Raw genomic sequence first — 21,819 nt, 5'->3', positions numbered from 1 at the left:
CGAGCGCATCGTCCTTGCGAAAACCGGGTCCACTTTTTCGCACGATGCGCTAGCGCCCTCGGCTCATGGTGACCGAGACCTGCGACAGATCGGTGCCCTGGGATCGGATGCTCACGGCCTGCCGCGCGCCTTGCGGGGCCATGGCAATGCCGGCCGTGAAGCCGGGCCCCTGGGCGACCGCATCGATCCGGCCGGCCGAGATCCGGCCGGAGATGCTCCCTTGCATGTTGCGCGTGGTTTCCATCCACAAGCCGGTGACGCGCCCCCCTTGGGCGTTGATGTCGGTCCTGAGTTCGAAGGTGTAGCTATCGCTCCTGCACTGCAGGTTCTGCCGCAGGTTGGTGCCGGCGGCCGCCACCGCGTACGTGGCCTCGCAGCGAAGGCGTTCGATGGTCCCGTTCGACAATGCGATCGTGCCGGCCCCGGACCACGATCCGGCATAGCCGGAAAATGGGCTCGTCGAGGCCGACTGGGACTGCGCATCGGCCGACGCTCCGCACAACGGGAACACCAATGCGCCGAGAAGCAGATGGCGCGTGGGTATAAGAGCGTTCAGCAGGCCTGCGGGCATGGTCGCCCCCTATGGCATTCGACCGGAATGCAAGCGTAGCGCCGATAGGGCGAGTTGGCGAGGTGGCACGAGCGCACGTCGCCGACACCACGGCCAATGGCCCTGCCCCACCGCCCCGTTCAAGGCCAGCAGGTGAGGCCGTTCACCTCTGCCTTACAGCGTCGGACGCGAAATCGAACCCGCATCCGATGCTATAAGTCTCTTTTCTGAGCATCTTTTCACGGAAAACCGGTTCCCACTTCCAGCGTTCCATGCCCAAGCGCCGTATCGCGCCAAACGACGCTCGGCGGGGCCTCAATTCCGCGCATTATGGCACTTCGATCCGCAAGCCGTCGTAGGCCGGCACGATGCCGGCCGGCAGTTCCCGGCGCAGCGTCTCGTAATCGAGATCGGTGTGCAGGTTCGTCAGGACGGCGCGTCTGGGCCGGACCTTCCTGATCAGCTCCAGCGCCTCGGAGACCGAGAAATGCGTCGGGTGCGGCGTATGGCGCAGGGCGTCGATGATCAGGACGTCGAGGTCCTCAAGATAGCCCAGGCTCTCCTCCGGCATCCGGCTCACGTCCGGCGCATAGGCCACGCTGCCGAACCTGAAACCGAGGGCATCGATGTCGCCGTGGATCATCCGGAACGGAACGGCTTCCACCGGACCGCTCGGCCCCAGGAGCCCGGTCGTGACGCCGGGGATCAACGGGCGCATTTCCAGGATCGGCGGATAGCTGCTGCCGGCCGGCGTCTTGAAGCAATAGCCGAAGCGCATCTGGAGCAGCTCGGCGGTCATGCGGTCGGCATAGACCGGGATGCGCTTGTGCATGACGAGCGCCAAGGGACGCAGATCGTCGATACCGTGAATGTGATCGGCGTGCTCGTGCGTATAGAGAACGGCGTCGAGACGCCTCACATCGGCCCCGAGCAGCTGATCCCGGAGGTCCGGCGTGGTGTCGACCAGGACGCTGGTCGAGGCGTGGCCCGGTTCCGTCCGCTCGACGAGGATGGAGCAGCGCCTGCGGCGATTCTTCGGGTTCGCCGGGTCGCATGCGCCCCAGCCGACGCCCACGCGTGGCACACCGGCCGAGGAACCGCATCCCAGGATGGTCAAGTTCAAGGTCATTGCGCCAGCTCGGAGATCGTGTCGGCCAAGGCAGCCTTGGAAAACAAGCGGTAGAAATTGTCCGTCGTGATCCTGGCGATCTCGTCTGCGGACACGCCGACGGCCTCCGCCAGAACCTGCGCCGTGTGCGCCACATAAGCGGGCTCATTGGTCTTGCCTCTGTACGGCACGGGAGCGAGATAGGGCGCATCCGTCTCGACGAGCAGTCTCTCTCGTGGAACGCCAGCCGCAATCCGGCGGATCTCTTCGGAGTTCTTGAAGGTCAGAATGCCGGAAAACGAAACGTACAGTCCGAGTTCGACGCCGACCTGGGCCAGCTTCGCGCCCGACGAGAAGCAATGCAGGACCGCGCCGAACCGCCCTCGCCTCATCTCGTCCGAAAGGATCTCGATCATGTCTTCGTCGGCGTTGCGCGCATGGATCACCAGTGGCAGACCGGTCTCGCGCGCGGCTTCGATATGGGTGCGAAACACTGTCCTCTGCACGTCGCGGGGACTCGTGTCGTAATGGTAGTCGAGGCCCGCTTCCCCGATGGCGATGCAGCGCGGATGACCGGAAAGCTCCACCAGGCGGCCTGCGGGCACGTCAGGCTCCTCGGCGGCATTGTGCGGATGGGTGCCGATCGTGAAGAAGATGCTGTCATGCGCCTCGGCCAGCGCCCGGTAGATCTCGTAGCGCGCCACATGCGTGGAGATCGTCACGAGCCGGTCCACGCCGGCGGCCCGGGCCGCTTCCAGAACCGCGGGCAGGCGGGTCTGAAGGTCGGGAAAATCCAAATGGCAATGACTGTCGACCAGCATCGGTGAAGGCGCCCTCCTCCGGGCCGTTAACCATGCGGGTTGCATAGATCGGATCGGCGGGTTCGTCTAGCGACGAACCTCCTGGGTCGTGGCGGCTGGCTCGTCGTCCTCGCGGGCTTCCTTGCTCCGCATCTTGCGGAGCCTATCCTGATGCCTGCGGACGATGAGTTCCTCCATCTCGTGGGGCCATGTCACGGGAACCGTAAGGCACACGCTCTGGGCCGGCAGGACGTCGCACCAATCCTTGATCAGTTGCTTGTAGCGTCGACCGACAGGTCTGATGTTGCGGTCCAGATCATAGAGGCCCACGGGCGTGACCCGGTTGTTCTCCACGCGCAGAGCCACGTCCCAATCCACCTGATCGGTCAGGGAATACCAGGTAAAGCCGACGATCGGCACGCCGTTGTTGCGCACCCTGAGAACGTTGGCCCATTGCTTCCACAGCCAGTCGACGGCCTCTTCGCCGGTCGGCCCCTCCATCAGGTTAGTTTCTGTGTGCATCACGGGCAGCCGATAGCGGTCGTAGTACTGACGCGTGATCTCGTCGTAGCCGAATACGTCTCCGGCGGCTGTCGAGGAGCCGTCCGCCCTCACCCGGTGTTCGTTGGTGAGGTAGTAATCGTTGCCCATGATGCAATGATGGCGCAGGGACGAACGATTGAGGAAGAAATGGTATTCCTTCCGCGTCATCCCGTTGTCCATGAGAAACTCGTACATCTCCGAGTCGACGCGGCGGCCGTAATTCAGGTCGAGGGAGAGGAAACGGCGGGCATTCATGATCTCGGCGGGCTTGATCGCTGCCGGGTTCTCCGCATGGAAATATTCCGAGGATTCGCTCTGGATGAAGAGAACGTCCGGGCGCACCTTGAGGATGCGCTCCATGGCGAGCACGTTCGCCTTCACGATGTGCTTGAGCGCCGTGACGAAGGCCTCGTCGCTCCGCATCTGCTCGTTCCACCAGCCATAGGCCGCCGAGAAGGTGGCGCAGATGAACATTTCGTTGATGGGGGTATAGAGCTGCACCCAGTAAAAGCGTTGCGCGAAGGCCTCGGCGTAACTGGCGAACAACATTGGAAAATCCGGGTTCTGGAAATTTCCGATCCAGTCCGGAACGCCGAAATGGCACAAATCGACGATGGGAATGATGTTGCGGCGCTCGAGTTCGCCGAAGGTCATGTCGGCGAAGGACCAGTCGTAACGCCCGGGCCCCAGGAAGGTCTTGTGCAGCGGGGGGCCGTAGCGCAGGACCTGGATGTCGAGCTCGGCCAGGAGCTCGAAATCGGTGAGCCAGTTTTCGTAATGGCCGCACTTCTCCATCTCGTCGATGCGGGTGCGGCCGTTATTGATGGTCGGGATGCTGTTCTCGATCCCGGTCGCAAACATGAAGGTGGTGTACATGTCCCACTTCCGCTGAAGGCCCGTCCGGGCCTGTCAAAGCGGAAGCGTCAGGATGCTTCCGCCTCCACATAACGCGGGAAAATCGGAGCCGGTTGCGGGAGCGGCGTTCCCGCCGACAGGCGGTGGTCCGGCCCGACTGCCGAAAGGACCCTGTCCTCGGGGGCGACCGACAGCAGATCCAGGAGCTTGGCCGCAGCGGTCGGCACGAAGGGCTGGGCCAGGATCGCGACGGCCCTCAGAACCTCCGCCGTGACGTACAGGACGGTGCCCATGCGTTCCGGATCGCTCTTGCGCAGGACCCAAGGCTCCTGGGATGCGAAATAGCGGTTCGCTTCGGCGACCACGGCCCAGATTTCGGCCAAGGCGGTGTGGACGGAAAAATCCTTCATGGCCGCCCTCGCCTTCTCGGGCAGCGCATCCGCGAGCCAGAGGATGTCCTGGTCGGCCTGCGTGAGTTCGCCGCGCCCGGGAACCGCGCCTTCGCAGTTCTTGGCGATCATCGAGAGCGAGCGCTGGGCCAGGTTGCCGAGGTCGTTCGCCAGGTCCGCGTTGATGCGGTTGACGATCGCCTCGTGCGAGTAGTTGCCATCCTGTCCGAAAGGCACTTCGCGCATGAAGAAATAGCGGATCTGGTCGACGCCATAGGTCTCGGCGAGATCGAACGGATCGACCACGTTGCCGACCGACTTCGACATCTTCTCGCCCTTGTTGAGCAGGAAGCCGTGGCCGAACACGCGCTTGGGCAGCGGCAGTTCCGCCGACATGAGGAAGGCCGGCCAGTAGACCGTGTGGAAGCGCACGATGTCCTTGCCGATGATGTGAACGTCCGCGGGCCAGTAATGCCAGCGCGGATCGTTTTCATCCGGGAAGCCGCAGCCCGTCAGGTAATTGTTGAGCGCGTCGATCCAGACATACATCACGTGTTTCGGATCGCCGGGCACCGGCAGGCCCCAGTTGAAGGTGGTGCGGCTGATCGAGAGATCCTGGAGGCCCGAGCGGACGAAGCTCGTGATCTCGTTGCGGCGGGTTTCCGGGCTGATGAAGTCCGGTTTTTCCGCATAATGCTCGAGCAGGCGGTCCTGATAGGCGGAGAGACGGAAGAAATAGCTTTCCTCCTCGATCCATTCGACAGGAGCCCCCGTGGGCGCGCGCCAGCTGCCGTCGGGCTGCTTCGTCAGGTCGCTCTCGTCGTAATAGGCCTCGTCGCGCACCGAGTACCAGCCGGAATACTTGGAGAGATAGATGTCGCCCTTCTCCTGCATCCGCCGCCACAGTTCCTGCGTGGAGGGCAGGTGATCCGAATCCGTGGTGCGGATGAAACGGTCGTAGGAGCAATCCAGGCGATCGGCCATCGCGCGGAACTTCGTCGCCATCTCGTCCACGAAGGCCTTCGGCGTCGTTCCGTTCCGGTCGGCCGTCTGCTGAATCTTGAGTCCGTGCTCGTCCGTGCCGGTCATGAAGAACACGTCGTAGCCGTCGATGCGCTTGAACCGTGCGATCGCGTCCGTTGCGACGACCTCGTAGGCATGGCCGATATGGGGGGCGCCATTCGGATAGGAGATAGCCGTGGTGATATAGAACTTTTGCTTGTCGGCCATGGCGGAACCTTGAAAATCCTGAAATCTCGTCGACGGTCCCGACGCGCGCTCAGGTTGCCCGCCGAACCGCGTGAGCAAGATCGTCGAACAGCGTCAGGATGAAGGGCCGGCGGTCGAGGTTGAACACGTCGATCTCGCGAGCCGTCCGGGTCATCTTCTCACACACCTCCACCAAAGGCGCAAGGCGTGCGGGACCGATGCCGGCCTGTTCGCGCAGCTTGCCGGAAATCCACCGCTCGATGGTCTCCAGGGCAAGCTCATAGCTGTCGTCGGCGTCCCGCCTCGCGAGCGCTTCGGCAAGGGCGTGGATCTGCCTCGTGTCCACCCGTGGCAGGCCGTCGAGATGCCTCGTCACCTGCTCGATGAACGCAACCTTGTCCGCGTCGAGCAGTTCCAGGGTCCGCCGCACGGATCCTTCGCCGAAAGGCAGCGCCTGTTCGATCAGCCCGCCCGGCATGTCGGCCCAGGGCTCTCCCAGGGAGCGGATGGCGGCCTTGATCTGGTCGGCGTCGAGAGAGCGCAGAAGAAGACGCCGGCAGCGGGAGCGGATGGTCGGCAGGACCCGCTGGGGCGCATGGCTGACGATCAGGAACAGGGAGCGCGGCGGTGGTTCCTCGATGACCTTGAGGAGCGCGTTGGCGCTGGAGATCGTCAGATCCTCGGCGCTGTCGACGATGCAGACCCGATAGCCTCCGTCGGCGGCCGTGGAGCCGAACATGTTCAGGGCCTTGCGGACGGCATCAACGGGAATGGTCGTCGACGCGGCCTTCTTGTCGGTGGCGGGAGCCCGCCGGAGGACGGACAGGTTCGGATGCGAGAGCGCGGAGACCTGCCGCGCCACGCCCGCGTCCGGCGGCATGTCCAGGCTGTCGAGCGCCGGATCCTGCGTCCGGCGCGGATCGAGGACGGTTCGGGCCAGGCGATAGGCGAGAGTCGCCTTGCCGATCCCCTGCGGCCCGCCGATCAGCCAGGCATGGTGGAGCCTGCCGCTGCGAAGTCCCTCGATGAAGGCCCCCTCGCCTTCCCGGTGGCCGAAAAAGGCGAACTGGTCCCGCGGGTGCGGAGCCCCGTCGAACTGGTCGGGCTCAACGGCCCCTTGCGCGTCACGCGACATCGAGTGGCCTCTCGGCATGTTCGGTCAGTGCCGGGAGCCGCTCCCGCAGAGTCGCCCAGATCGCGGCCTCGACCTCGTCCGGCGTTTGGTCGGCATCGATGACGGCGCAGCGCTGCGGGGCGGCCTTGGCAATGGCCAGGAAGGCCTGGCGCAGAGCCCGGTGAAACGAGAGATCCTCGTCCTCGAAGCGATCCACCCCCTCGCCTTTTCGCGCCCGGCGCTCTCCGGCGCGGGCGAGGCCGGCCTCCGCCGGCATGTCGAGAATGAAGGTCAGGTCGGGCCTGGTCCCGGCCAGGGTCACGCGCTCGAGGTCGTCGATCAGGGACGCAGGGATTGCGCCGGAGGAGCCCTGGTAGGCCCGAGTGGAATCCGCAAAGCGGTCGCACAGGACGTGGGTGCCGTTCCGCAGCGCCGGGACGATCACCCGGTCCAGGTGGTCGATCCGGGCGGCCGCGAACATGAGGGCCTCCGCGAAGGGCCCCAAAGGCTTGGCGCGGCCGGCCAGAATGAAGGTCCGGATGGTCTCGCCCAGGGGCGACCCGCCGGGCTCGCGGGTGACGAGCGTCGGGTGCCCGAGGGCCTCCAGGCGCTCCTTCAGCCTTGCGATCTGGGTCGACTTGCCTGCGCCCTCCCCGCCTTCGAACGTAATGAACCGACCCGCCATCAAATTCTTTCGATGACGCTCGAAAAGGCGCGCCGCACCCAGCCCGTGCCGAATTCCAGCAGGCCATCCAGAGCGCGCTGGCTCAGGGTGCCCTCCCGAATGTCTTCATTGGCGTAAAGCGGCAATTCGAGCGCCTGCATCTCACCCCGGTTGACCTGAAGCCGGGCCACCTCGTCCCCCTTCTGGATGGGGGCCTTGAGAGGACCGGTATAGAGGATGCGAGCCGTCACCCGCTCGCTGTCTCCCCGCGGCACAAGTACACGAATAGGCTTCAAGGAGACAAGCGGCAGGGAACGCTTGCTGCCGCCGAACACCTGAGCCTCGCCGACGACCTGCCCTTCCGTGAAGAGTTCCCGGGATTCGAAGGCCCTGAAGCCCCAGTCCAGGAGCTTTCGAGATTCGTTTGCCCTGTCCCGGGCCGTCTTCAGGCCGTTGACCACCACGATCAGGCGTTGGCCGTTCTGGACGGCGGATCCGATCAGGCCGAAGCCGGACTCGTCGATATTGCCGGTCTTCAGGCCGTCCGCGCCGATATCCATGGCCAGCAACGGGTTCCGATTGAGCTGCCGGATCTTGTTCCAGGTGAACTCCCGCTCTCCGAAGAGCTTGTAGAGATCCGGATAAGTCTCGATGATGTGGAGGGCGAGCTTCGCGAGGTCGCGCACCGTCACCTTCTGGTCCGGGTGCCCGTATCCGGTCGCGTTCCGGAATGTCGAATGCGTCAGGCCGATGACGCGCGCGCGCTCGTTCATCATCTTGGCGAAGTTCTCCTCCGTCCCGGCGATTCCCTCCGCGAGAGCGATCGCGGCGTCGTTCCCGGACTGGACCACGAGCCCTCGCAGCAGATCTTCGAGGCGGATGGTGCTGTGGACCTGGGCGAACATCGAGGAACCGCCGGAGCCCGCTCCGCCCTTGCGCCACGCATTCTCGGAAATCGTGAAGGTGCTGTCGAAGGAAAGGCGCCCGCTCTTGATCTCGTTGAAGACGATTTCCGCCGTCATGGTCTTTGCCATGCTGGCCGGTGCCGTCAGCTCATCGGCGTTTTTCTCGTAAAGAACGCCGTGACTGTCGGCATCCATCAGAATGGCCGTGGGAGCGTTGGACTGGAATGTCTGTGCCTGTGCCCCATCAGGCGCGAGCCCGGTCAATGCCAGGGCACCGAGAACAAGAAACGCGGTCGCGAGGGAGCGGGCAGACAGTATTTGACGCATTGTAAGGGATCCAGACTCTTCCGGTAGGAGAGCCTGAATCTGTAGCGCGTCAATGGCAAATCAACGTTGCGTCAGGATAAGCTGTGCGCGGTCGCACGGCCGCAATGGCGGGACGGAAGCGCTGGTCCGCCCCCTTGATTTTTCAGCGAAGGACGAAAGCCGACTGATTCAGATTGCTGAAGCTGCTGCTCTTCTGGAAGCCAGCGCGCGGGACTTCAGGAGACGCATAATACAGGCCCGCAACCACGGGACGTGACGGCGGCAAGGCCGTCGAGCCGGCGGAGCTCATGGTTATACGGGGGCCGCTCGCGCCCGGGATCGTGCCCAGATCGAAGGGACGCTCCGGCGGCAGCGGAACATTGCCGTGGGCGGAGAACGCAACCCGTTGAGGCATGGCAGGCACGGCATCGATACCGTCGTCCGGCTCGTCGCCGCCGATTCCGATGGCCTGACGCGGTGCAGACGCGGGACGCGGGGTCGCCTGAGCGATCATGGTCGGCGGGGTATTCGTCAGAGAGGCCGGCCGGCCGTCCGTGCGAAGGCTCGCGAGGAGAATCCGATCGTCGCTCCCGTTGGTCGATGCGCGACCGACATATTCGACACGGACCCGCGCGGTCCCCTGCCGACGGAAGCCGAGGGCATCCGCTGCCCGCTCCGAGACGTCGATGACGCGGTTGCCATGGTACGGACCCCGGTCGTTGACGCGCACGATCATCGAATGACCGTTCTGAAGGTTGGTGACGCGCGCATAGCTGGGAAGCGGCATCGTGGTATGGGCCGCGGCAACGGAATCCCGGTCGAAGACCTCGCCGTTGGCGGTCATGCGGCCATGGAAGCTGGGGCCGTACCAGGAGGCGAGGCCCTCGGCCGGACGGGGCGTCTCGGTCGGCACATAGGTCTGGCCGGCAATGGTATAGGGCTTGCCGACCATGTTGCGTCCGCCGCCCTTCGGGACCGGCTGGCCGTCCGCGACGACCTTCGGGCTCGGGGCAACGCCATATTTCGGATCGATCCCGCCCCGGACATTCGAGGAGCAGTTGGCGACGGTCAGAGCAATGGCTGCAACGCCTGCCACACGGATGAGAGCTTGGCAGTCGAGGGCCACAATGCCCGTCAAGCCGCCTTTCGCTTCAGCGCGATCACAATGCATGTTGTTCCGCATCCCCTTTTCGCACTGCGCATGGCGGCGCCCGACTCTGCTCGAAAGCCAACCAAAGTGCTTTTGTCGCCTTAAAAGGAAGTTAAATGGCCCCGCTTGTCAATCGCAAAGCTGCCGGATTGTTAACAACATTGCCGGCCGCGCAAAGCCTGCGATCGGCATAGAACAGCCGGCAAGAACCTCATTGCCGCATGGTAACGGAAAGAAGATTGCCGGATTCTAAACTTCGAATACGGTCGGAACTTCGATGAGGTGAGCTCGCCCAAATCGCTCCGGAGCATCCGAATGACTTAATTTTGCCATATTCTGGGGCGCGCTCATGACTGTGCATGCGGCCGGTCCGCTCACGTCCGGAGGGGGCCCGGCGAGCGCATCGTGCGGACCCGAAGGGCCCCGCCAGCGACAAGGCGACCCGGCCTTTCGCAAGAAGGATACATCCGAGGGAATCCCAAAAGTGCGAAGCCACTTCCCGCGTCCGATGCTCTGCCCATGAATTTCGTTGTCCCAATGACGTTGACGGCAACGGGTCTAGCGCCTTAGAGAACGGTTGGGTCCAGCCTTCGTTGACCCATAGCCGGAGGGGTGGCCGAGTGGTTTAAGGCAGCGGTCTTGAAAACCGCCGTGGGTGCAAGCCCACCGTGGGTTCGAATCCCCCCCCCTCCGCCACGGCTCGCACGGAAGTAATTGAATTTAAAGACAGATGTTCTCGTGTCGGCGTTTTGGTCCTAGTTTAGGTCCTAGTGAATGGGATCTGTTGTGACCTTCACAACATCCGTCAGGGCTACATAGTTGCACTTGAGAAAGCTGAGACTAGGGACCTTCTTGCCGGTCACTGCCGGGCAGTTGAATGGGATTTCCCGATTCGAAGGCTAGGCCTAGAAGGCATTCGGCCTAGGACCTTTGTGCAGGGTCGATGCGGAGCGGAGGCCGGATCTCTGCCAAGTTAGCCTTCGTGAGGGCCGCCTTCGTCTTTCAATGTTGGCCCAAGCGCGAAAACACCTTGTGTGAGCGCCACCAGGACCAAAACATTCCAAAGGACTATAAATATCGCCGCTCCATTCACGAGCGATTGGGACCATGCCGTTGTTGCAACGTGGGGCTTGGCAACAACAAGAAGAAACGCAGCAGCGAACAAAATAATAAGCGTATAGGAGCCAGCCCTAATCCCGGCGCGTGTAGCAACAAAGGAGTTGCGCCTATTAAAGCGCTCCTCAATGCCATTGAGGGCGAGGTGCATCTGTGCTGCGGATGCCAGAGTGATCGCAACGATCACTCCGAGGATATTAAGCAGTTCTGCACCTACGAAGCTGCTGAGGAAGCTATTGCTATCGGCTAGCACGTTCGGCGCACCGATAGAAAGAACCACTATTATCGCGGCAAAGCAGATCAGAATGCAATATGCGATGCTTGTGCTCATCAGTCAAATATTGCCTGAATAATACGTCTGAAGCGTGAGGGTTGATCTTCGCCGTCCATTTCCGCATCCGAAATTATGGCGGATTTTGTCTTGTTCTTAGAATTAAAACGTTTCCCCTTTTTGGTCCGAGCGGCAATGTTGCCGCCGCCTTCAGCGGTGTAGTTGGCTGTTTCTCTAACGCGATCGGTCGTTAGATGAAGACCGTCCTCATTCTGCAAGGTAAATTTAGCCTTCCTCGCCTTTTCATTCTCTCTCAATTCCCTCATTTCTCTATCGAGATCGTTCCGAATGCCGAACATATTCGGTGCAACGAGCTCGAATGTTACTGAAGTAATCTCCCCTTCGTTTTCCTGAACGAAATGCCAGAACGTGTTTGGGTCAACGATACCATTTGCCTCGATCACATAAGGCGCTGGCGGGAGGCGGCTGTTTAATGCGTCGGCCAAGGCTCGCATGAGGGCGAGCGGTTGTCCCACGTCCTTGTCGAAAGCAAGCGCAGCCTTCTGACCATCGTCGTGGGCTCGGGGGTCAACCACAATCTCTACAGCCTTCCATTGCTCCCGCTCGGTCTCTTCGAGACCTTGGTCTGGTGGCTCGTTTTCTTTCACGACCCGTTGGCGACCGACTTTGCCAGTGACCATGCCAGATACAGCTGCCGCGAGGCTCGGCTGAGCAGGAACGAAGGAGTATCTCGCTCCACGATGATCAAAATCGATGCGTCGAGAAAAAACCATGCGGAGCCATTCTTCGCGCGTCGGCAGGCTCCCGTCCGGATTCCGAGCTTCCCAAAAGTGGCCTTGCTGCCGCACGAGAAGCATTAGCCGGATCAAGTCAAAGCGCATTCATTATTCAGCCGGGTCTCGTCCGAGACCTATGCGGCCGCCCCCCATTTTGTTGTTCTTGGATTTCTGCCGGTCTTTCGATCCCCGATGATCCCCATCCGTTGCACGTACGGGCATACACATGAGGGCTAAACCGGCAGCGCCCGAGTGTCGAATACGTACCGATGGGCCTCGATCTGCACGTCCGCGACAGCTGGACAATATCAAAGACGTAACAAGATTCTACTGCCCGCTCAAACACTTCGCGAACGCGCAAGTTGCAAAGTAACACAGGTTGTCAGCCACAACCTGTTCAGAGAGGCTCCACCGGCGACCTCACTAGACAAATCGACGGGTCAGGTGGGGAGGCCAACGGCGGCGCAGCGAACGAGCCTTAACGCCGCCCCTGGAGCTGGTCGTTTTCTTTCTTTGCCGCCTCTCGCCGCTTATCGATCCAGGCCGCGAGGTCGGCGAGGTAGACACCTCGCGCGGCCTTCTGGCTCCCCTCGATCATGATGACGGGCAGGTCGATTTTCCCCTCAGTCGCCTTGCGGACGAACTGGACCGGCGTCAGGTGGCTGAAATAGTCGCGACAGACTTCTTCCACAGAAATCACAGCCTTGCCGTTATACTGTGCCATTAGAAGAAATGTAGTGTTCGTGTTCATTGCTCACCCCCAGTACGTGCCTTCGAGCCAAGCTGCCGCTCTCGCGTGAACGGCGGCCTCCCGCTTGTTCCTGGGCGACATAGCAGCGATCCGCTGGGCAATGTCGGCAGCAGCGGTGCTCGCCGCTTGGATCATCCAAAACTCATCATCGACGCTGATGTCTTCTGGAATGGCCTCGATTGCAGCCTTCGCCTTCATTGCTTCCCGATCAAGAGAGCGCCCCAGAGGGACAATATCAAGCACTTTCATGTCTTGCCTCGCGTATTTCTGATAAAACCGCCAATACCCTAGAATAATAGCAAATATACACTCTCTTAATAGACAGTAAAAACGCAACATGAGAAGCGTTAATCGCAACATGTTGAGCTTTTAACAATGGTACTGCAATCTTAACAACACCACACCTACGGAATGTTCTGTCGTAACGCACATTAGCGCTATGGCGCATGCTCAGTGCCGGTGCGGATGCTTGAAATAGGCCGCTTCATACTTCTGCTACTCAGGAGGACGAGGGAGACAGGCTTAGAAAAGTGTCCTACGCTGAACGCGCTGATAATTCATATGGGGAACAGTATGCTTGCAGAGATCACCGCAGGCCTTAGCAGCCTCAAGGCGGCGACGGACATCGTGAAGGGCCTAAATGCCGCCAACACGCTGGCGGCCATCAATGAAGTTAAGCTCGACCTCCAGGAACGGATCTTCGAAGCCCGCGAGGCACTTGCGGCAGCACAAGACGCGCAAACGGTGGCCCTGCAGCGAATCCGCGACCTTGAACAAGAGGTTATGCAGCTTAAAGACTGGGAAAGTGAGAAGCAGCGCTACGAGCTAAAGCCTATCGACCGTGGATCATTCGCTTATATGCTCAAGCCAGGAATGGAGAGCGGCGAGCCTCCTCATTGGCTATGCGCCAATTGTTTCAGTAGGCGACAAAAGTCGTTCCTTCAGTTCAAGGGGCAGGACACGACACCAAGAGGGGGAAGAGGTGAATACTCGACTTACGCCTGCGACAACTGCAAAGGGACGGTTAAGGTATTTTATTCAAGGAGCCCGCTGAAGCCATGGATGCCGTCTGAGGAGTAGCGCATCCGACATCCGCGCCAAAGGCTTCCGGCGAGGCTCGCACGTCAATCCCCTGGCCTGTAGACGAAGCGAGACGTTCCGCTGATAGGTAGGGACTGTGACCAAGTTTTTATCCTCAATAGTATGTGCCGACGCCGCCAGATCCATACGGAGCGGAGCCGGGTTTCTTGTATTGTCCGTAAGCCTTGCCAGCCCCGCCTAGGATCGTTCCGAACGCACCAATGTATCCGCCTGACTGGGCCGACTTTGCCTGTCCGCGATAGAGTTCCGCGCCCGCCCGCTGGTTGGCCGCATCGACGCGGGCATTGTATGCCTCGCGGTAGGTGTTCGTGCGGATCGTCAGGGCGTCCAGCTCGCCAAGGACTGCCGTGTCCGTAATGGTATCGAGCGGAGAACCAAACGTCAGATCTACGCCATTGGCTGCCATGCCTGCCTGTTGTTGGCCCAGGACCTGCTGAACCTGTTGGCGCTTCATTTGCTCGTCCCGAGCGCCCGCCTCGATGGTGGACTTGGCGCGGTTCTCCGCAATCTGGGAGTTCATCTCGGCGACCTGGGCGTTGTACTTGCTTGCTGCAGCGGTCGCGTTGGCCTGCTGAATTTGGCCGGCTGCTCCTAAGAGGGTAGAGCCGAGCGTCAGGATAGCAGTCAGTTCACACATTGGCAGACCTCAATTCAAAGAGGCGGAATGGATGCCCGCCCATTTCGACTGGATCAGTCATCCGAGCGCCGAGCCATTGCAGCCACCGCTTGGACGCCTTGTTCCGGTCATCCACGAAATTCCTCATGATTGGATAGCGTCGGAATAGTTGATCTCTGAAATCGACCGACCGGCGCAGGAAGGCGACATAGTGAGTTTCGACGGCATCCGTCCCGAGAAGCCAGGGCGCACCGACGCCGCCGATGACCGAGATATCCCCGACGCCAAACATAACTTCGGGCCTGCCGTCTACTAACGCCGTCCAGGCATGTGCCGACTTGCGCAGGGAATAGATCAGGGCCCCGGCAGGTGATTTACCCGAGGCCGCAAACACCTCCTCACGATCCGCCTTGCGCATGCGTCGGGCGATGGTTCGGATATGGCAGGCGCGGGCTAGAACGATCTGGATGTCAGGACCGGCCATGGGCTAACCTTTCGTGGAAATCTGAAGGCGGAAGCCTCTACGGTATCCCACGCTCTCGATAGAGATACCGGACCCCTTGAGCTTCTGCCGAACGTGGCACAGGGAGACCTTGAAGGCCGCATACATACGCGACGGTTCTGGGCCGCCGTCCGGGGCATCCGCATACATTATGTCGAAAACTCTTTCCGCCATGACGGGCATGCCCTTGCCGCGCCAGATCGCGGAGAGAACGCGCCCCTCTAATGGTCGCAACCCGTAATGGTCGATCACAATATCCAGCGATGGAGCGTTCACCGGCTGCTTGCAGCACGGGCACGGAACGCTGACGAGATGATCGGTCATGGCAGCAATCCTAGGATCACGACGATGATGAGAGCGAAGGACGCGAAGGTGCACAACCATGCGGTCATCGATAGCCTCTGCGCTTCGCCTCAGAAATCGCCTTGCGGATCAGTCGGGGGTCGTTGCCTGCCCCCGTTGCCTCAAGGCTAGCCATGGTGCCAGGTGCCTTTCTTTCGAGATCGGCCACGAAACGCCGGGCAAGGTCGATATCGGCGATAGTGACGCCATCTGTTTCAAGTGATGCCATGGCTGAGGCGAAATCCTCTTGCAGCTTTTCAGCCGAGACGGGACCGGCCATCGTGTCGGCTTGCCGTTCCTTAACGATGGCAAACGCTTCCGCCAGATCGGCGCTGTCAGTTCCAGCAGATTTGAAGTCGGACACCAGGGCCTCACTGGCAGATTGCAATGCGCTGGCTCTATCCGTGTCGCCGTCTCCGGCAGCGGAAAGGGCAAACCCGTCAAAGAAGTCCGTCACAGCGCCGCCCTCGAAAGGCTTTCCTTCCGTGCTGAAAAGCTGACTGGCAGTGTCTCCTGCATTGTCGCGGGCGGGATCGGTCGCAAGCCGCTGCTCGGCCCGATGGACCTGTACCGGACCGTCCGGCACCTCGATTGGCTTCGACGGAGTGTCGTTGGGGAAGAGAACGGAGGCCGCATCAAACTCAGGCATCACGCGGCCTCCTCTTCGTCTTCAAGCAGGAAATTCCAGCCGATTTCGGCAACCTCTGAGGTCGTACGTTTGTCGTTGCGGAAGTTGTCCCGCCCGTCCGCAAAGGCCTTGAGGGTGTCCACAACGTGCCTGGAGATTCCCTTGCGGCCAATGAGTTCACCGGGAGGCATCACATGGGCAAGACGCAACGAGGTCCACACGTCCGCTTCGGTCCTGTTCAGATCCGCAAGGACTGCCTTCAGATCCGAAATCAAGGCATCGGCCGTACTGGCAGTGACAAGCAGGCGTTCGGCGTTCTCCCGTGCTTCAGCCAAGCGCCGGGCTTTGCCATTAGTCGCCGCAGCGACAAAGGCATCTGCTTCAGCTTGGAGCGCTTGCTTGCGGGCAGTTTCCAAGACGACACGATCAGCCCGAGCGCCATCGAGTTTCGCGCGGATCTCCGCCAGCCGCCGTGCAGCCTCTTGGTCGCCGCTGACGGCTGAAAGTGAGAGCGTTGCCGCCTCATGCTCAAGGCCCCTCAGAACGGACGCAAGAGCGGAAAGCTGCCCGCTGATGTGGGCAGAGCTAGCGGGCGTGTAAGTTGCTTTGGTATCGGTCACGGCTGCACCTCAAAGGAATTCCGACCAAACGTAGGTCGCAAGTTCAGTCACAGTTTTTGAATGTTCTCGCGGAAGCGCTGCCCCGGCAGGATACCCAGCCAGCAAGTGGGCGTAGTGGCCGAGCCTGCGACGTCCGGCGATAGCGTCGGACGCCATATCAACTCCGCCCATCCGTGCCTCTTTTACGAGAGCAGCTTCCTCGGCTTCGATGTTAGCCATTAACTGGCGGAACTGGCTGACGAGGCCATCCGCCTGTTGTGCCAGGGCCACGATGGCGGCCGCATGCTGAGAGACTGTTGCCATTGGAGAGCCTTTCACTTGTGCTTTCGGGTGTAGTCGGGGAAGCCAGCGCTTGGGTCGTACTCAACATCGACCTGACCGCTCTGTGTTAGCCACGAGACCGGCAGGATGGGTTGATACTGAGGGGGCTTGGGTTGCTCCGGGTTAGGCCTCTGCGCCTTCGGGGGCTCCCAATCGCCTTTGGGTGCGGGCACACGGCTTTCGTGCGCCGTGACACGACGCAGGCGCTCATGCAGCGGATGCGGTGTAGAGTCCGGTATAGACGCGGGCGAGACAGGGGCAGGTTCCCGCTCTCCCCGTTTGGACGCTCGCGCCAGGCGCTCAGCCAAACTATCGAGCCCGTCAATTGCCAGCTTGTCGTTGTAGAGGGACAGGTGACGCGCGAGCTGATCGAGCGCCTTCGATTTGTCCGCCAGCTTCACCGTGAAGTTCTGGTTGCGGTCATAGCCCCAGCCGACGATTGCGCGGCGAACGTTTTCCGGCAGGCGCTGAATGTCATGAGGACCGCGCAGACCGAGGACCGTGCGGCCATTAACGACGAGTGGGCTATTCTCCTCCCCCTCTTCTGGTTCGACATCGACCATGAGATCAGCTGGGTCGTAGAACGCCATGGCTGCGATCTCTTCCAGGACGCGTTCAGAGGTGATCTCCAGCCTGTCCGCGCGCTTGCTCATCGCGTCTTGGATTGCGGCGACGATCTCTGGCCGCGCAAAGAGCTGAGCCGCCTGCACATCAGGGTTCTTTGGAGAGTACCCGGCGCGGATCACGGCCTGAGCGCCGTTCAGATCCACAAGGTATTCATCTACGAAACGCGCCTGTTTCGGGGTCATCCAGTTGGGCCAGCCTACGTTTTACTACGTTGCCCTCTGGTTTCCCACGCGAAAGGTTGAGGCCACCACTCACTGACATTGGGCCACGCCTTGATGGCTTCTCGGGCATAGCATACGCTCCCTCCGCCGCTGACTGAGAGAGTGCGCATGTCACCTAAGATCGCTGCCATCGTGCTGGGTTTGGTTTACGCCGTTCCGGTCATCGCTGCCGTCTGGGCCCTATGGATATCCTGGAGCAATCCGCAAAGGCTCCTTGTTATGTGCAATGAGATTGCCCCGCCCGAAGGGCTCAGGGGACTTTATCCGCGTAAACGCGACTACGCGGTCGTCGCCGCAGCGTTCATCGGCTACGGCGTGTTCGCCTATAGCGGTTTCTATACTGGCCTTTCATGGATGCCCAAGAGCTGGGGCAGCATAAATGACGGAGAATGGGTATCAACCAGGGAGGCGCTTAGCTTCAGCGGGTCTGCAATTGCCGCAATCTTATTTCACTGTCTCGTGATGGATTACTGCCGCCTGAAGGTCAAAGCGCAATGGCAACCGAAACCTGAGACTGATGAGCCCGATATAAAATGAAGGGTGCCTAGACCCAGAGCGGTTGCGGGTGATGCGGGGGGTGCGGGTGATGTTTCCGGCTTCCCATGAATATTCGCTCTTATACCCTCTTATAGAACCCCCTATACGAATTTTCGCGCTTAGTAGACAACAACACCCGCAATCACCCGCATCACCCGCAGATTGGAACAAGTGCTCCGTGGGCGTCATACCCAGCCCCGAAGTGTGGCTTCGGCGAGGCCTAACCAGCGTCACAATTGTCTTCAGGGCGTGCACCTCCGCAATCGGAATTATCACTCTTCATATTCCGCCTCAAAGATGTCGATTACTCCTAGGTTGATATACCTCGGCGCATCTACCAGCTCGATCCGGTCAATCTCAACTTCCTCGGGCCTCTCACCAAATGGCCCTATGAGGGTGAGAAGAGCAGAAGCCTTGAATTTTACTGGAACGTCGACCGACCCGCCTCCGATGGAGACATAATCATTGTCGATCGAGTCCCGGATCGAAAGCGAATAGCTTGCCTCAGCTCTTGCCTCGACCTCAATCCCAACCTTCGCAACAATCTCCTCTCTGCCGACGTTCACGAGTATCACCTCATCCGAGTTGAAGGTGAAATCTGTGAAAGCCAAGTCTACTTGGTCGATATCACATTCAAACGGGGTAACGGCCTCGGGATAGGGACTTAATGCGCCCACATCGTCAGCAAGCTCATCTACAATCTGGCCCATCATCTCCGGCTGTTCGTTTCTAGCCAGGGCCTGTAGCAGTTCCTCAAGGAATTTCTGAGCTCGCTCAGTATGCTCCTGGAAGGTCGCTAAAGCTCTAGAGAGATCACCTTCAACATCAAGGAACTCGGATCCTTCAGCGTACCGCTTCCATCCCTCATCAAGCGAGATGGCCAAAACTTTCAAGCCATGCGCCTTAGCCCATTCGTTGATAGAGATCAGAGCAATAGCGTCGGGGAACTCTGCCTTCTTCGCTTCGGACTTTTCGAATGGAGGCTTAAGTCCGAAATACATATCTACCAGGTCAGACACCTCCACATCTCTAGATGTTATGGTCTCAAAACCGGTTGCCTGCTGGAACTGCTTGATCCTCGCCTCAGCGGCATCGCCTTCCGGCAGGGCCAAATCATAAAGCTTCTGAAGATCATCGGCTTTGCCGCTGTCGATTATTCCACTTGTTGAGGCCGCTCGGAGAGCTTTCTTGAGATCCCTCCTCGCTTCACCAGCGCGCTCCTGCAGCTTTTGCGTCACCTCACGCAGAACTACCTCAGAGAGGATGATCTTTTCCGAGCGTGACTTGAACTGTGACATCTGCGCGAGGATACCGCTTTCCAGCCTCAGCCCATCGGCGACAAAGATGTTCGTATCCAGGGTAATAGCGTCATACTGCATTCAAGGATCCGCCGGGAATGATAGCCTAGATGCAATATAGAAGATTCCAGCTTGAGGCATACTTACCTCTTAGATGTCTTCAACAGCCCACATAGCAATTTTGTTACGGTCTTTCCCTCGGCTCACGATCCGCTTGCCGTCGATGATCCGCCCCATGTGCTTTCTGAGAAAGTGACCGAACCGGACCGCATTGAACTGCCCGTTGCGTTCCATGAACTCCCCGAGCGCTTCAGCAAGCGCCTCATGCTCTCGGACCTCTGCGTCCTCTGCGTCCAGTCCGGGCCTCTGCTGGATCTTCTTTCCGATCTCGGCGGCGGTCCAATCCTTGCCAGCAGGCAGGGCGGAGAGGATTGAGGCTGTCCTCTCTCGCTCCGGATCGTTCTCACGCACCTTCTCGGTATTGCCGAGAGGATCGGCCTTGCCCAGCCACATCAGAGCCGAGCGTACGAGGTTTGACCAGCCTTCAAACGAGCCCAAGGCCGGAACGATCTTGGGGGCTCTGTGCGCCACGAAGGCGCGAAGGATGGTCAGAGCCGCCGTCACGAGGCGAACGCGCTGCCTCCTCGCCGTCTCAAGGACATCCACGTCGAACACGCGCTCCTCAGGCCGCTCCATGCCCGCGTCCAGGTTGATCATCACCACGCGCCGGGTCAGATCCCCGGCAATGCGCAAGCTGTTGCCCGTTGCGCAGAACGTCGCACAGGTTGGTAGTTTCAACGTGCGGCTCTCCCCCAGCACCCGCACCGCTACAGAGCCTTGCGTGAGCACCTGACAGAGGAATTCTGAGCGAAGCGGATACTCGATATTATCGAGGGTAATGAAGGCATCTCCTGCCATCAGGGTGGCCCCGAGTTGCTTCTGCATCTCGGCCTCCTCACGGGGCGCAGATAGGACGGAGGCCGTTTGGCCGGTCGCGAGGATCGCGGCGATATCAACCAGCTTGCTCTTCCCCGTCCCGGGCGTCGGAGCATTCACACAGAACATCGGGGCGGACGGCAGGCAAGGACGGGCGAGAGCGGTAAGGATCATCGCAAGGGCCGCTGCGCGATCTGACGCGTCTACGAACGGAAAGTCCTCGACCAGATCCTCGAGATGCCCGAGGGCATCTGACGCCTCTTCCATCGTAGGGCGATCCGGCACTTGCGGCCATGTCAGCTCAGAGGCGAATAGGATTCCTGTTTCGTAATCGAAGCCCGGCACATTCAGGATCGTACCGTCAGGCCGCATCGTTGGCGCGGAGACAACCGCATTCAACTGGTGGAACGGCCAATCGCCACGGCGGGCGAGGATCGTATCTGCGACGACCGGCGGGCAAGCAACAGGCTTCCAATCGGTCTTACGGCCGTCAAACCGCTGCCAGTCAATCAAGCTCGTCAGGACCTCGACCAAGGCGGGCTTTTCGACCGGAACGAGGACCGTCGCGCCTTCCGCTCGCTTCACGCCTCGGCTGGTGGTCGTGCCGTAGATGGTGACAGGGCGGACTAGCGATGTACCACGGGCGTATAGCTGGGCATCAGCTTTCACCGCCTCCTCGCAAGCCATGTTCACGATGCGAGGCAACTCGCAGTCAACATACTGGATCACTGGCTTAGGCTGGTGGGTGAGGAGTGAACTGTCGCTTACAGGGCCCGCGATGGGACCGGGGTGACTGGCAGACGGCAGGGACCGCTCTAATGGCTCCTCCTTCGACGTAGGAGGAGGCGTCTGCTCCAGGTCCGGCGACCAAGGCCGCACCGTGGCGCGCATGAAGTTGTCGAGATCGTCCTTGCTCCAGCCGTCGTCAACCGCGTCGGCAGCGTCCCATGATCTCGGAAGCGGCTTTCCCAACCTCCAATCTTCAAATGTGTACGGCCTCATGTCCGCGCCCTCGTCTTAGAGCGCAGCGCTGCCGTTTCTCGCAATAGCTCCATAGGCGTACAACCAATTGGATCGTGCGTAGCTGGGTGGAAATCGGGATCTCCAGAACTTGGGAGGAGCACCAAGTCGCCATTCGGTAGCACTTCACAGTTCTGATAATGGTCCGGGACAATCTGTGAGCGACGTGCGACCAACGTGCCCTCTGGTGTCTGCGAGATCGTTCTTACACACCCCTGCGCAACGATCATCTGCGAGCCACAGTCGCTACACTCGATATCGATCTTATCCTGGGTCTCGAACGACCAGGACGCCGGGGCACCACAGTTCCAGCAACCCAGCGCGCCTTTATGCGGTTCGGCGAGCGTCGGGATAGCGCCGATGTCCGAGATAGTGCGAATGACCTTTTCGCCAGTCTTGTAGAAATAGACGACGTACATGCTGCCTCATGTCTTGACGGAGGCAGTGTTTGTTGCAATGATCACAACATTCCAGATAAATCATAGCTTCGACTGCCTCCACGGTTGAAGTTTCAGAGAGCCC

The 21,819-nt window shown here is 60.5% G+C and carries 25 protein-coding genes and 1 tRNA gene; 3 read left to right on the top strand and 23 right to left on the bottom strand.

What is annotated here, in order from left to right:
• Nucleotides 1-49: 49 nt before the first annotated feature.
• The 9 genes from AB8841_RS19365 to AB8841_RS19325 all read right to left on the bottom strand — a co-directional run bounded on the left by AB8841_RS19365 (nucleotide 50) and on the right by AB8841_RS19325 (nucleotide 9,581).
• Nucleotides 50-571: a hypothetical protein gene (locus AB8841_RS19365; RefSeq protein ID WP_370437436.1), complete on the bottom strand. Its 522-nt coding sequence runs from the start codon at nucleotides 569-571 to the stop codon at nucleotides 50-52.
• Between the two features lie 307 nt (nucleotides 572-878).
• Entirely contained in the window at nucleotides 879-1,679 is an 801-nt protein-coding gene (locus AB8841_RS19360; protein ID WP_370437435.1) for an MBL fold metallo-hydrolase, read from the bottom strand.
• The gene (locus AB8841_RS19355) at nucleotides 1,676-2,479 is read right to left on the bottom strand and encodes a TatD family hydrolase (RefSeq protein WP_370437434.1); all 804 of its coding nucleotides are present in this window, start codon (nucleotides 2,477-2,479) and stop codon (nucleotides 1,676-1,678) included. The genes AB8841_RS19360 and AB8841_RS19355 overlap by 4 nt, the downstream gene beginning before the upstream one ends.
• Before the next feature lie 66 nt (nucleotides 2,480-2,545).
• Nucleotides 2,546-3,877: a family 1 glycosylhydrolase gene (locus AB8841_RS19350; protein ID WP_370437433.1), complete on the bottom strand. Its 1,332-nt coding sequence runs from the start codon at nucleotides 3,875-3,877 to the stop codon at nucleotides 2,546-2,548.
• A gap of 47 nt (nucleotides 3,878-3,924) precedes the next feature.
• A complete protein-coding gene (gene metG / locus AB8841_RS19345; protein WP_370437432.1) occupies nucleotides 3,925-5,475 on the bottom strand; it encodes a methionine--tRNA ligase in 1,551 nt (516 codons plus the stop codon).
• A gap of 49 nt (nucleotides 5,476-5,524) precedes the next feature.
• A complete protein-coding gene (locus AB8841_RS19340) occupies nucleotides 5,525-6,589 on the bottom strand; it encodes a DNA polymerase III subunit delta' (protein WP_370437431.1) in 1,065 nt (354 codons plus the stop codon).
• Nucleotides 6,579-7,253: a dTMP kinase gene (tmk, locus tag AB8841_RS19335; protein ID WP_370437430.1), complete on the bottom strand. Its 675-nt coding sequence runs from the start codon at nucleotides 7,251-7,253 to the stop codon at nucleotides 6,579-6,581. The genes AB8841_RS19340 and tmk overlap by 11 nt, the downstream gene beginning before the upstream one ends.
• Nucleotides 7,253-8,464, bottom strand: coding sequence for a D-alanyl-D-alanine carboxypeptidase family protein (locus tag AB8841_RS19330; protein WP_370437429.1), 1,212 nt, complete (start codon nucleotides 8,462-8,464; stop codon nucleotides 7,253-7,255). The genes tmk and AB8841_RS19330 overlap by 1 nt, the downstream gene beginning before the upstream one ends.
• A gap of 142 nt (nucleotides 8,465-8,606) precedes the next feature.
• Nucleotides 8,607-9,581, bottom strand: a complete 975-nt coding sequence (locus AB8841_RS19325) for a septal ring lytic transglycosylase RlpA family protein (RefSeq protein WP_370437428.1) — start codon at nucleotides 9,579-9,581, stop codon at nucleotides 8,607-8,609.
• A gap of 618 nt (nucleotides 9,582-10,199) precedes the next feature.
• Between AB8841_RS19325 and AB8841_RS19320 the strand changes: the two genes are divergently transcribed.
• Nucleotides 10,200-10,289: transfer RNA gene (locus AB8841_RS19320), tRNA-Ser, on the top strand.
• Nucleotides 10,290-10,566: 277 nt separating this feature from the next.
• Here the strand turns inward: AB8841_RS19320 and AB8841_RS19315 are convergent.
• The 4 genes from AB8841_RS19315 to AB8841_RS19300 form a co-directional block, all read right to left on the bottom strand.
• Nucleotides 10,567-11,040 (bottom strand): hypothetical protein, encoded by a 474-nt coding sequence (locus tag AB8841_RS19315; protein WP_370437427.1) that lies wholly within the window; start codon nucleotides 11,038-11,040, stop codon nucleotides 10,567-10,569.
• Entirely contained in the window at nucleotides 11,040-11,882 is an 843-nt protein-coding gene (locus AB8841_RS19310) for a hypothetical protein (protein ID WP_370437426.1), read from the bottom strand. Before AB8841_RS19310 ends, AB8841_RS19315 begins: the two co-directional genes overlap by 1 nt.
• 373 nt (nucleotides 11,883-12,255) lie before the next feature.
• On the bottom strand, nucleotides 12,256-12,528 hold the full coding sequence (locus AB8841_RS19305; protein ID WP_370437425.1) for a pyocin activator PrtN family protein: 273 nt from the start codon (nucleotides 12,526-12,528) through the stop codon (nucleotides 12,256-12,258).
• A 3-nt stretch (nucleotides 12,529-12,531) separates the two neighbouring features.
• Nucleotides 12,532-12,777 carry a hypothetical protein gene (locus AB8841_RS19300; RefSeq protein WP_370437424.1) on the bottom strand — a complete coding sequence of 82 codons (246 nt, stop codon included), beginning with the start codon at nucleotides 12,775-12,777 and terminating at the stop codon, nucleotides 12,532-12,534.
• Between the two features lie 324 nt (nucleotides 12,778-13,101).
• Between AB8841_RS19300 and AB8841_RS19295 the strand changes: the two genes are divergently transcribed.
• On the top strand, nucleotides 13,102-13,608 hold the full coding sequence (locus AB8841_RS19295) for a hypothetical protein (protein WP_370437423.1): 507 nt from the start codon (nucleotides 13,102-13,104) through the stop codon (nucleotides 13,606-13,608).
• A gap of 115 nt (nucleotides 13,609-13,723) precedes the next feature.
• Here AB8841_RS19295 and AB8841_RS19290 read toward each other — a convergent pair whose 3' ends face one another.
• The 7 genes from AB8841_RS19290 to AB8841_RS19260 form a co-directional block, all read right to left on the bottom strand.
• Nucleotides 13,724-14,266 (bottom strand): hypothetical protein, encoded by a 543-nt coding sequence (locus AB8841_RS19290; protein ID WP_370437422.1) that lies wholly within the window; start codon nucleotides 14,264-14,266, stop codon nucleotides 13,724-13,726.
• Nucleotides 14,259-14,729, bottom strand: coding sequence for a hypothetical protein (locus AB8841_RS19285; protein ID WP_370437421.1), 471 nt, complete (start codon nucleotides 14,727-14,729; stop codon nucleotides 14,259-14,261). Before AB8841_RS19285 ends, AB8841_RS19290 begins: the two co-directional genes overlap by 8 nt.
• A 3-nt stretch (nucleotides 14,730-14,732) precedes the next feature.
• The gene (locus AB8841_RS19280) at nucleotides 14,733-15,071 is read right to left on the bottom strand and encodes a hypothetical protein (RefSeq protein WP_370437420.1); all 339 of its coding nucleotides are present in this window, start codon (nucleotides 15,069-15,071) and stop codon (nucleotides 14,733-14,735) included.
• A 64-nt stretch (nucleotides 15,072-15,135) separates the two neighbouring features.
• Entirely contained in the window at nucleotides 15,136-15,738 is a 603-nt protein-coding gene (locus tag AB8841_RS19275) for a hypothetical protein (protein ID WP_370437419.1), read from the bottom strand.
• On the bottom strand, nucleotides 15,738-16,337 hold the full coding sequence (locus tag AB8841_RS19270) for a hypothetical protein (protein ID WP_370437418.1): 600 nt from the start codon (nucleotides 16,335-16,337) through the stop codon (nucleotides 15,738-15,740). The genes AB8841_RS19275 and AB8841_RS19270 overlap by 1 nt, the downstream gene beginning before the upstream one ends.
• Before the next feature lie 9 nt (nucleotides 16,338-16,346).
• Nucleotides 16,347-16,640, bottom strand: a complete 294-nt coding sequence (locus tag AB8841_RS19265; RefSeq protein WP_370437417.1) for a hypothetical protein — start codon at nucleotides 16,638-16,640, stop codon at nucleotides 16,347-16,349.
• Nucleotides 16,641-16,651: 11 nt separating this feature from the next.
• Nucleotides 16,652-17,467, bottom strand: a complete 816-nt coding sequence (locus AB8841_RS19260) for a terminase small subunit (RefSeq protein ID WP_370437416.1) — start codon at nucleotides 17,465-17,467, stop codon at nucleotides 16,652-16,654.
• A gap of 147 nt (nucleotides 17,468-17,614) precedes the next feature.
• Here AB8841_RS19260 and AB8841_RS19255 point away from each other — a divergent pair, with 147 nt between their 5' ends.
• Entirely contained in the window at nucleotides 17,615-18,043 is a 429-nt protein-coding gene (locus tag AB8841_RS19255) for a hypothetical protein (RefSeq protein ID WP_370437415.1), read from the top strand.
• A gap of 272 nt (nucleotides 18,044-18,315) precedes the next feature.
• On the opposite strand, the gene AB8841_RS19250 is transcribed toward AB8841_RS19255, so the two are convergent.
• The 3 genes from AB8841_RS19250 to AB8841_RS19240 form a co-directional block, all read right to left on the bottom strand.
• The gene (locus AB8841_RS19250) at nucleotides 18,316-19,422 is read right to left on the bottom strand and encodes a PIN domain-containing protein (protein WP_370437414.1); all 1,107 of its coding nucleotides are present in this window, start codon (nucleotides 19,420-19,422) and stop codon (nucleotides 18,316-18,318) included.
• A 69-nt stretch (nucleotides 19,423-19,491) separates the two neighbouring features.
• Nucleotides 19,492-20,946 (bottom strand): hypothetical protein, encoded by a 1,455-nt coding sequence (locus tag AB8841_RS19245; protein ID WP_370437413.1) that lies wholly within the window; start codon nucleotides 20,944-20,946, stop codon nucleotides 19,492-19,494.
• A 329-nt stretch (nucleotides 20,947-21,275) separates the two neighbouring features.
• Nucleotides 21,276-21,716: a hypothetical protein gene (locus tag AB8841_RS19240; RefSeq protein ID WP_370437412.1), complete on the bottom strand. Its 441-nt coding sequence runs from the start codon at nucleotides 21,714-21,716 to the stop codon at nucleotides 21,276-21,278.
• Nucleotides 21,717-21,819 lie beyond the last annotated feature (103 nt).

The organism is Microvirga sp. TS319 (assembly GCF_041276405.1).
Taxonomy (GTDB): domain Bacteria; phylum Pseudomonadota; class Alphaproteobacteria; order Rhizobiales; family Beijerinckiaceae; genus Microvirga.
The sequence above is the reverse complement of the archived record's forward strand: the minus strand, read 5'-3'. Positions and strand labels throughout refer to the sequence as shown.

Excerpts from the sequence above, each read along its gene's own strand:
- AB8841_RS19365 (WP_370437436.1), bottom strand. The coding sequence starts at position 571 with ATGCCCGCAGGCCTGCTGAACGCTCTTATACCCACGCGCCATCTGCTT.
- AB8841_RS19360 (WP_370437435.1), bottom strand. The coding sequence starts at position 1,679 with ATGACCTTGAACTTGACCATCCTGGGATGCGGTTCCTCGGCCGGTGTG.
- AB8841_RS19355 (WP_370437434.1), bottom strand. The coding sequence starts at position 2,479 with ATGCTGGTCGACAGTCATTGCCATTTGGATTTTCCCGACCTTCAGACC.
- AB8841_RS19350 (WP_370437433.1), bottom strand. The coding sequence starts at position 3,877 with ATGTACACCACCTTCATGTTTGCGACCGGGATCGAGAACAGCATCCCG.
- metG (WP_370437432.1), bottom strand. The coding sequence starts at position 5,475 with ATGGCCGACAAGCAAAAGTTCTATATCACCACGGCTATCTCCTATCCG.
- AB8841_RS19340 (WP_370437431.1), bottom strand. The coding sequence starts at position 6,589 with ATGTCGCGTGACGCGCAAGGGGCCGTTGAGCCCGACCAGTTCGACGGG.
- tmk (WP_370437430.1), bottom strand. The coding sequence starts at position 7,253 with ATGGCGGGTCGGTTCATTACGTTCGAAGGCGGGGAGGGCGCAGGCAAG.
- AB8841_RS19330 (WP_370437429.1), bottom strand. The coding sequence starts at position 8,464 with ATGCGTCAAATACTGTCTGCCCGCTCCCTCGCGACCGCGTTTCTTGTT.
- AB8841_RS19315 (WP_370437427.1), bottom strand. The coding sequence starts at position 11,040 with ATGAGCACAAGCATCGCATATTGCATTCTGATCTGCTTTGCCGCGATA.
- AB8841_RS19310 (WP_370437426.1), bottom strand. The coding sequence starts at position 11,882 with ATGCGCTTTGACTTGATCCGGCTAATGCTTCTCGTGCGGCAGCAAGGC.
- AB8841_RS19305 (WP_370437425.1), bottom strand. The coding sequence starts at position 12,528 with ATGAACACGAACACTACATTTCTTCTAATGGCACAGTATAACGGCAAG.
- AB8841_RS19300 (WP_370437424.1), bottom strand. The coding sequence starts at position 12,777 with ATGAAAGTGCTTGATATTGTCCCTCTGGGGCGCTCTCTTGATCGGGAA.
- AB8841_RS19295 (WP_370437423.1), top strand. The coding sequence starts at position 13,102 with ATGCTTGCAGAGATCACCGCAGGCCTTAGCAGCCTCAAGGCGGCGACG.
- AB8841_RS19290 (WP_370437422.1), bottom strand. The coding sequence starts at position 14,266 with ATGTGTGAACTGACTGCTATCCTGACGCTCGGCTCTACCCTCTTAGGA.
- AB8841_RS19285 (WP_370437421.1), bottom strand. The coding sequence starts at position 14,729 with ATGGCCGGTCCTGACATCCAGATCGTTCTAGCCCGCGCCTGCCATATC.
- AB8841_RS19280 (WP_370437420.1), bottom strand. The coding sequence starts at position 15,071 with ATGACCGATCATCTCGTCAGCGTTCCGTGCCCGTGCTGCAAGCAGCCG.
- AB8841_RS19275 (WP_370437419.1), bottom strand. The coding sequence starts at position 15,738 with ATGCCTGAGTTTGATGCGGCCTCCGTTCTCTTCCCCAACGACACTCCG.
- AB8841_RS19265 (WP_370437417.1), bottom strand. The coding sequence starts at position 16,640 with ATGGCAACAGTCTCTCAGCATGCGGCCGCCATCGTGGCCCTGGCACAA.
- AB8841_RS19260 (WP_370437416.1), bottom strand. The coding sequence starts at position 17,467 with ATGACCCCGAAACAGGCGCGTTTCGTAGATGAATACCTTGTGGATCTG.
- AB8841_RS19255 (WP_370437415.1), top strand. The coding sequence starts at position 17,615 with ATGTCACCTAAGATCGCTGCCATCGTGCTGGGTTTGGTTTACGCCGTT.
- AB8841_RS19250 (WP_370437414.1), bottom strand. The coding sequence starts at position 19,422 with ATGCAGTATGACGCTATTACCCTGGATACGAACATCTTTGTCGCCGAT.
- AB8841_RS19240 (WP_370437412.1), bottom strand. The coding sequence starts at position 21,716 with ATGTACGTCGTCTATTTCTACAAGACTGGCGAAAAGGTCATTCGCACT.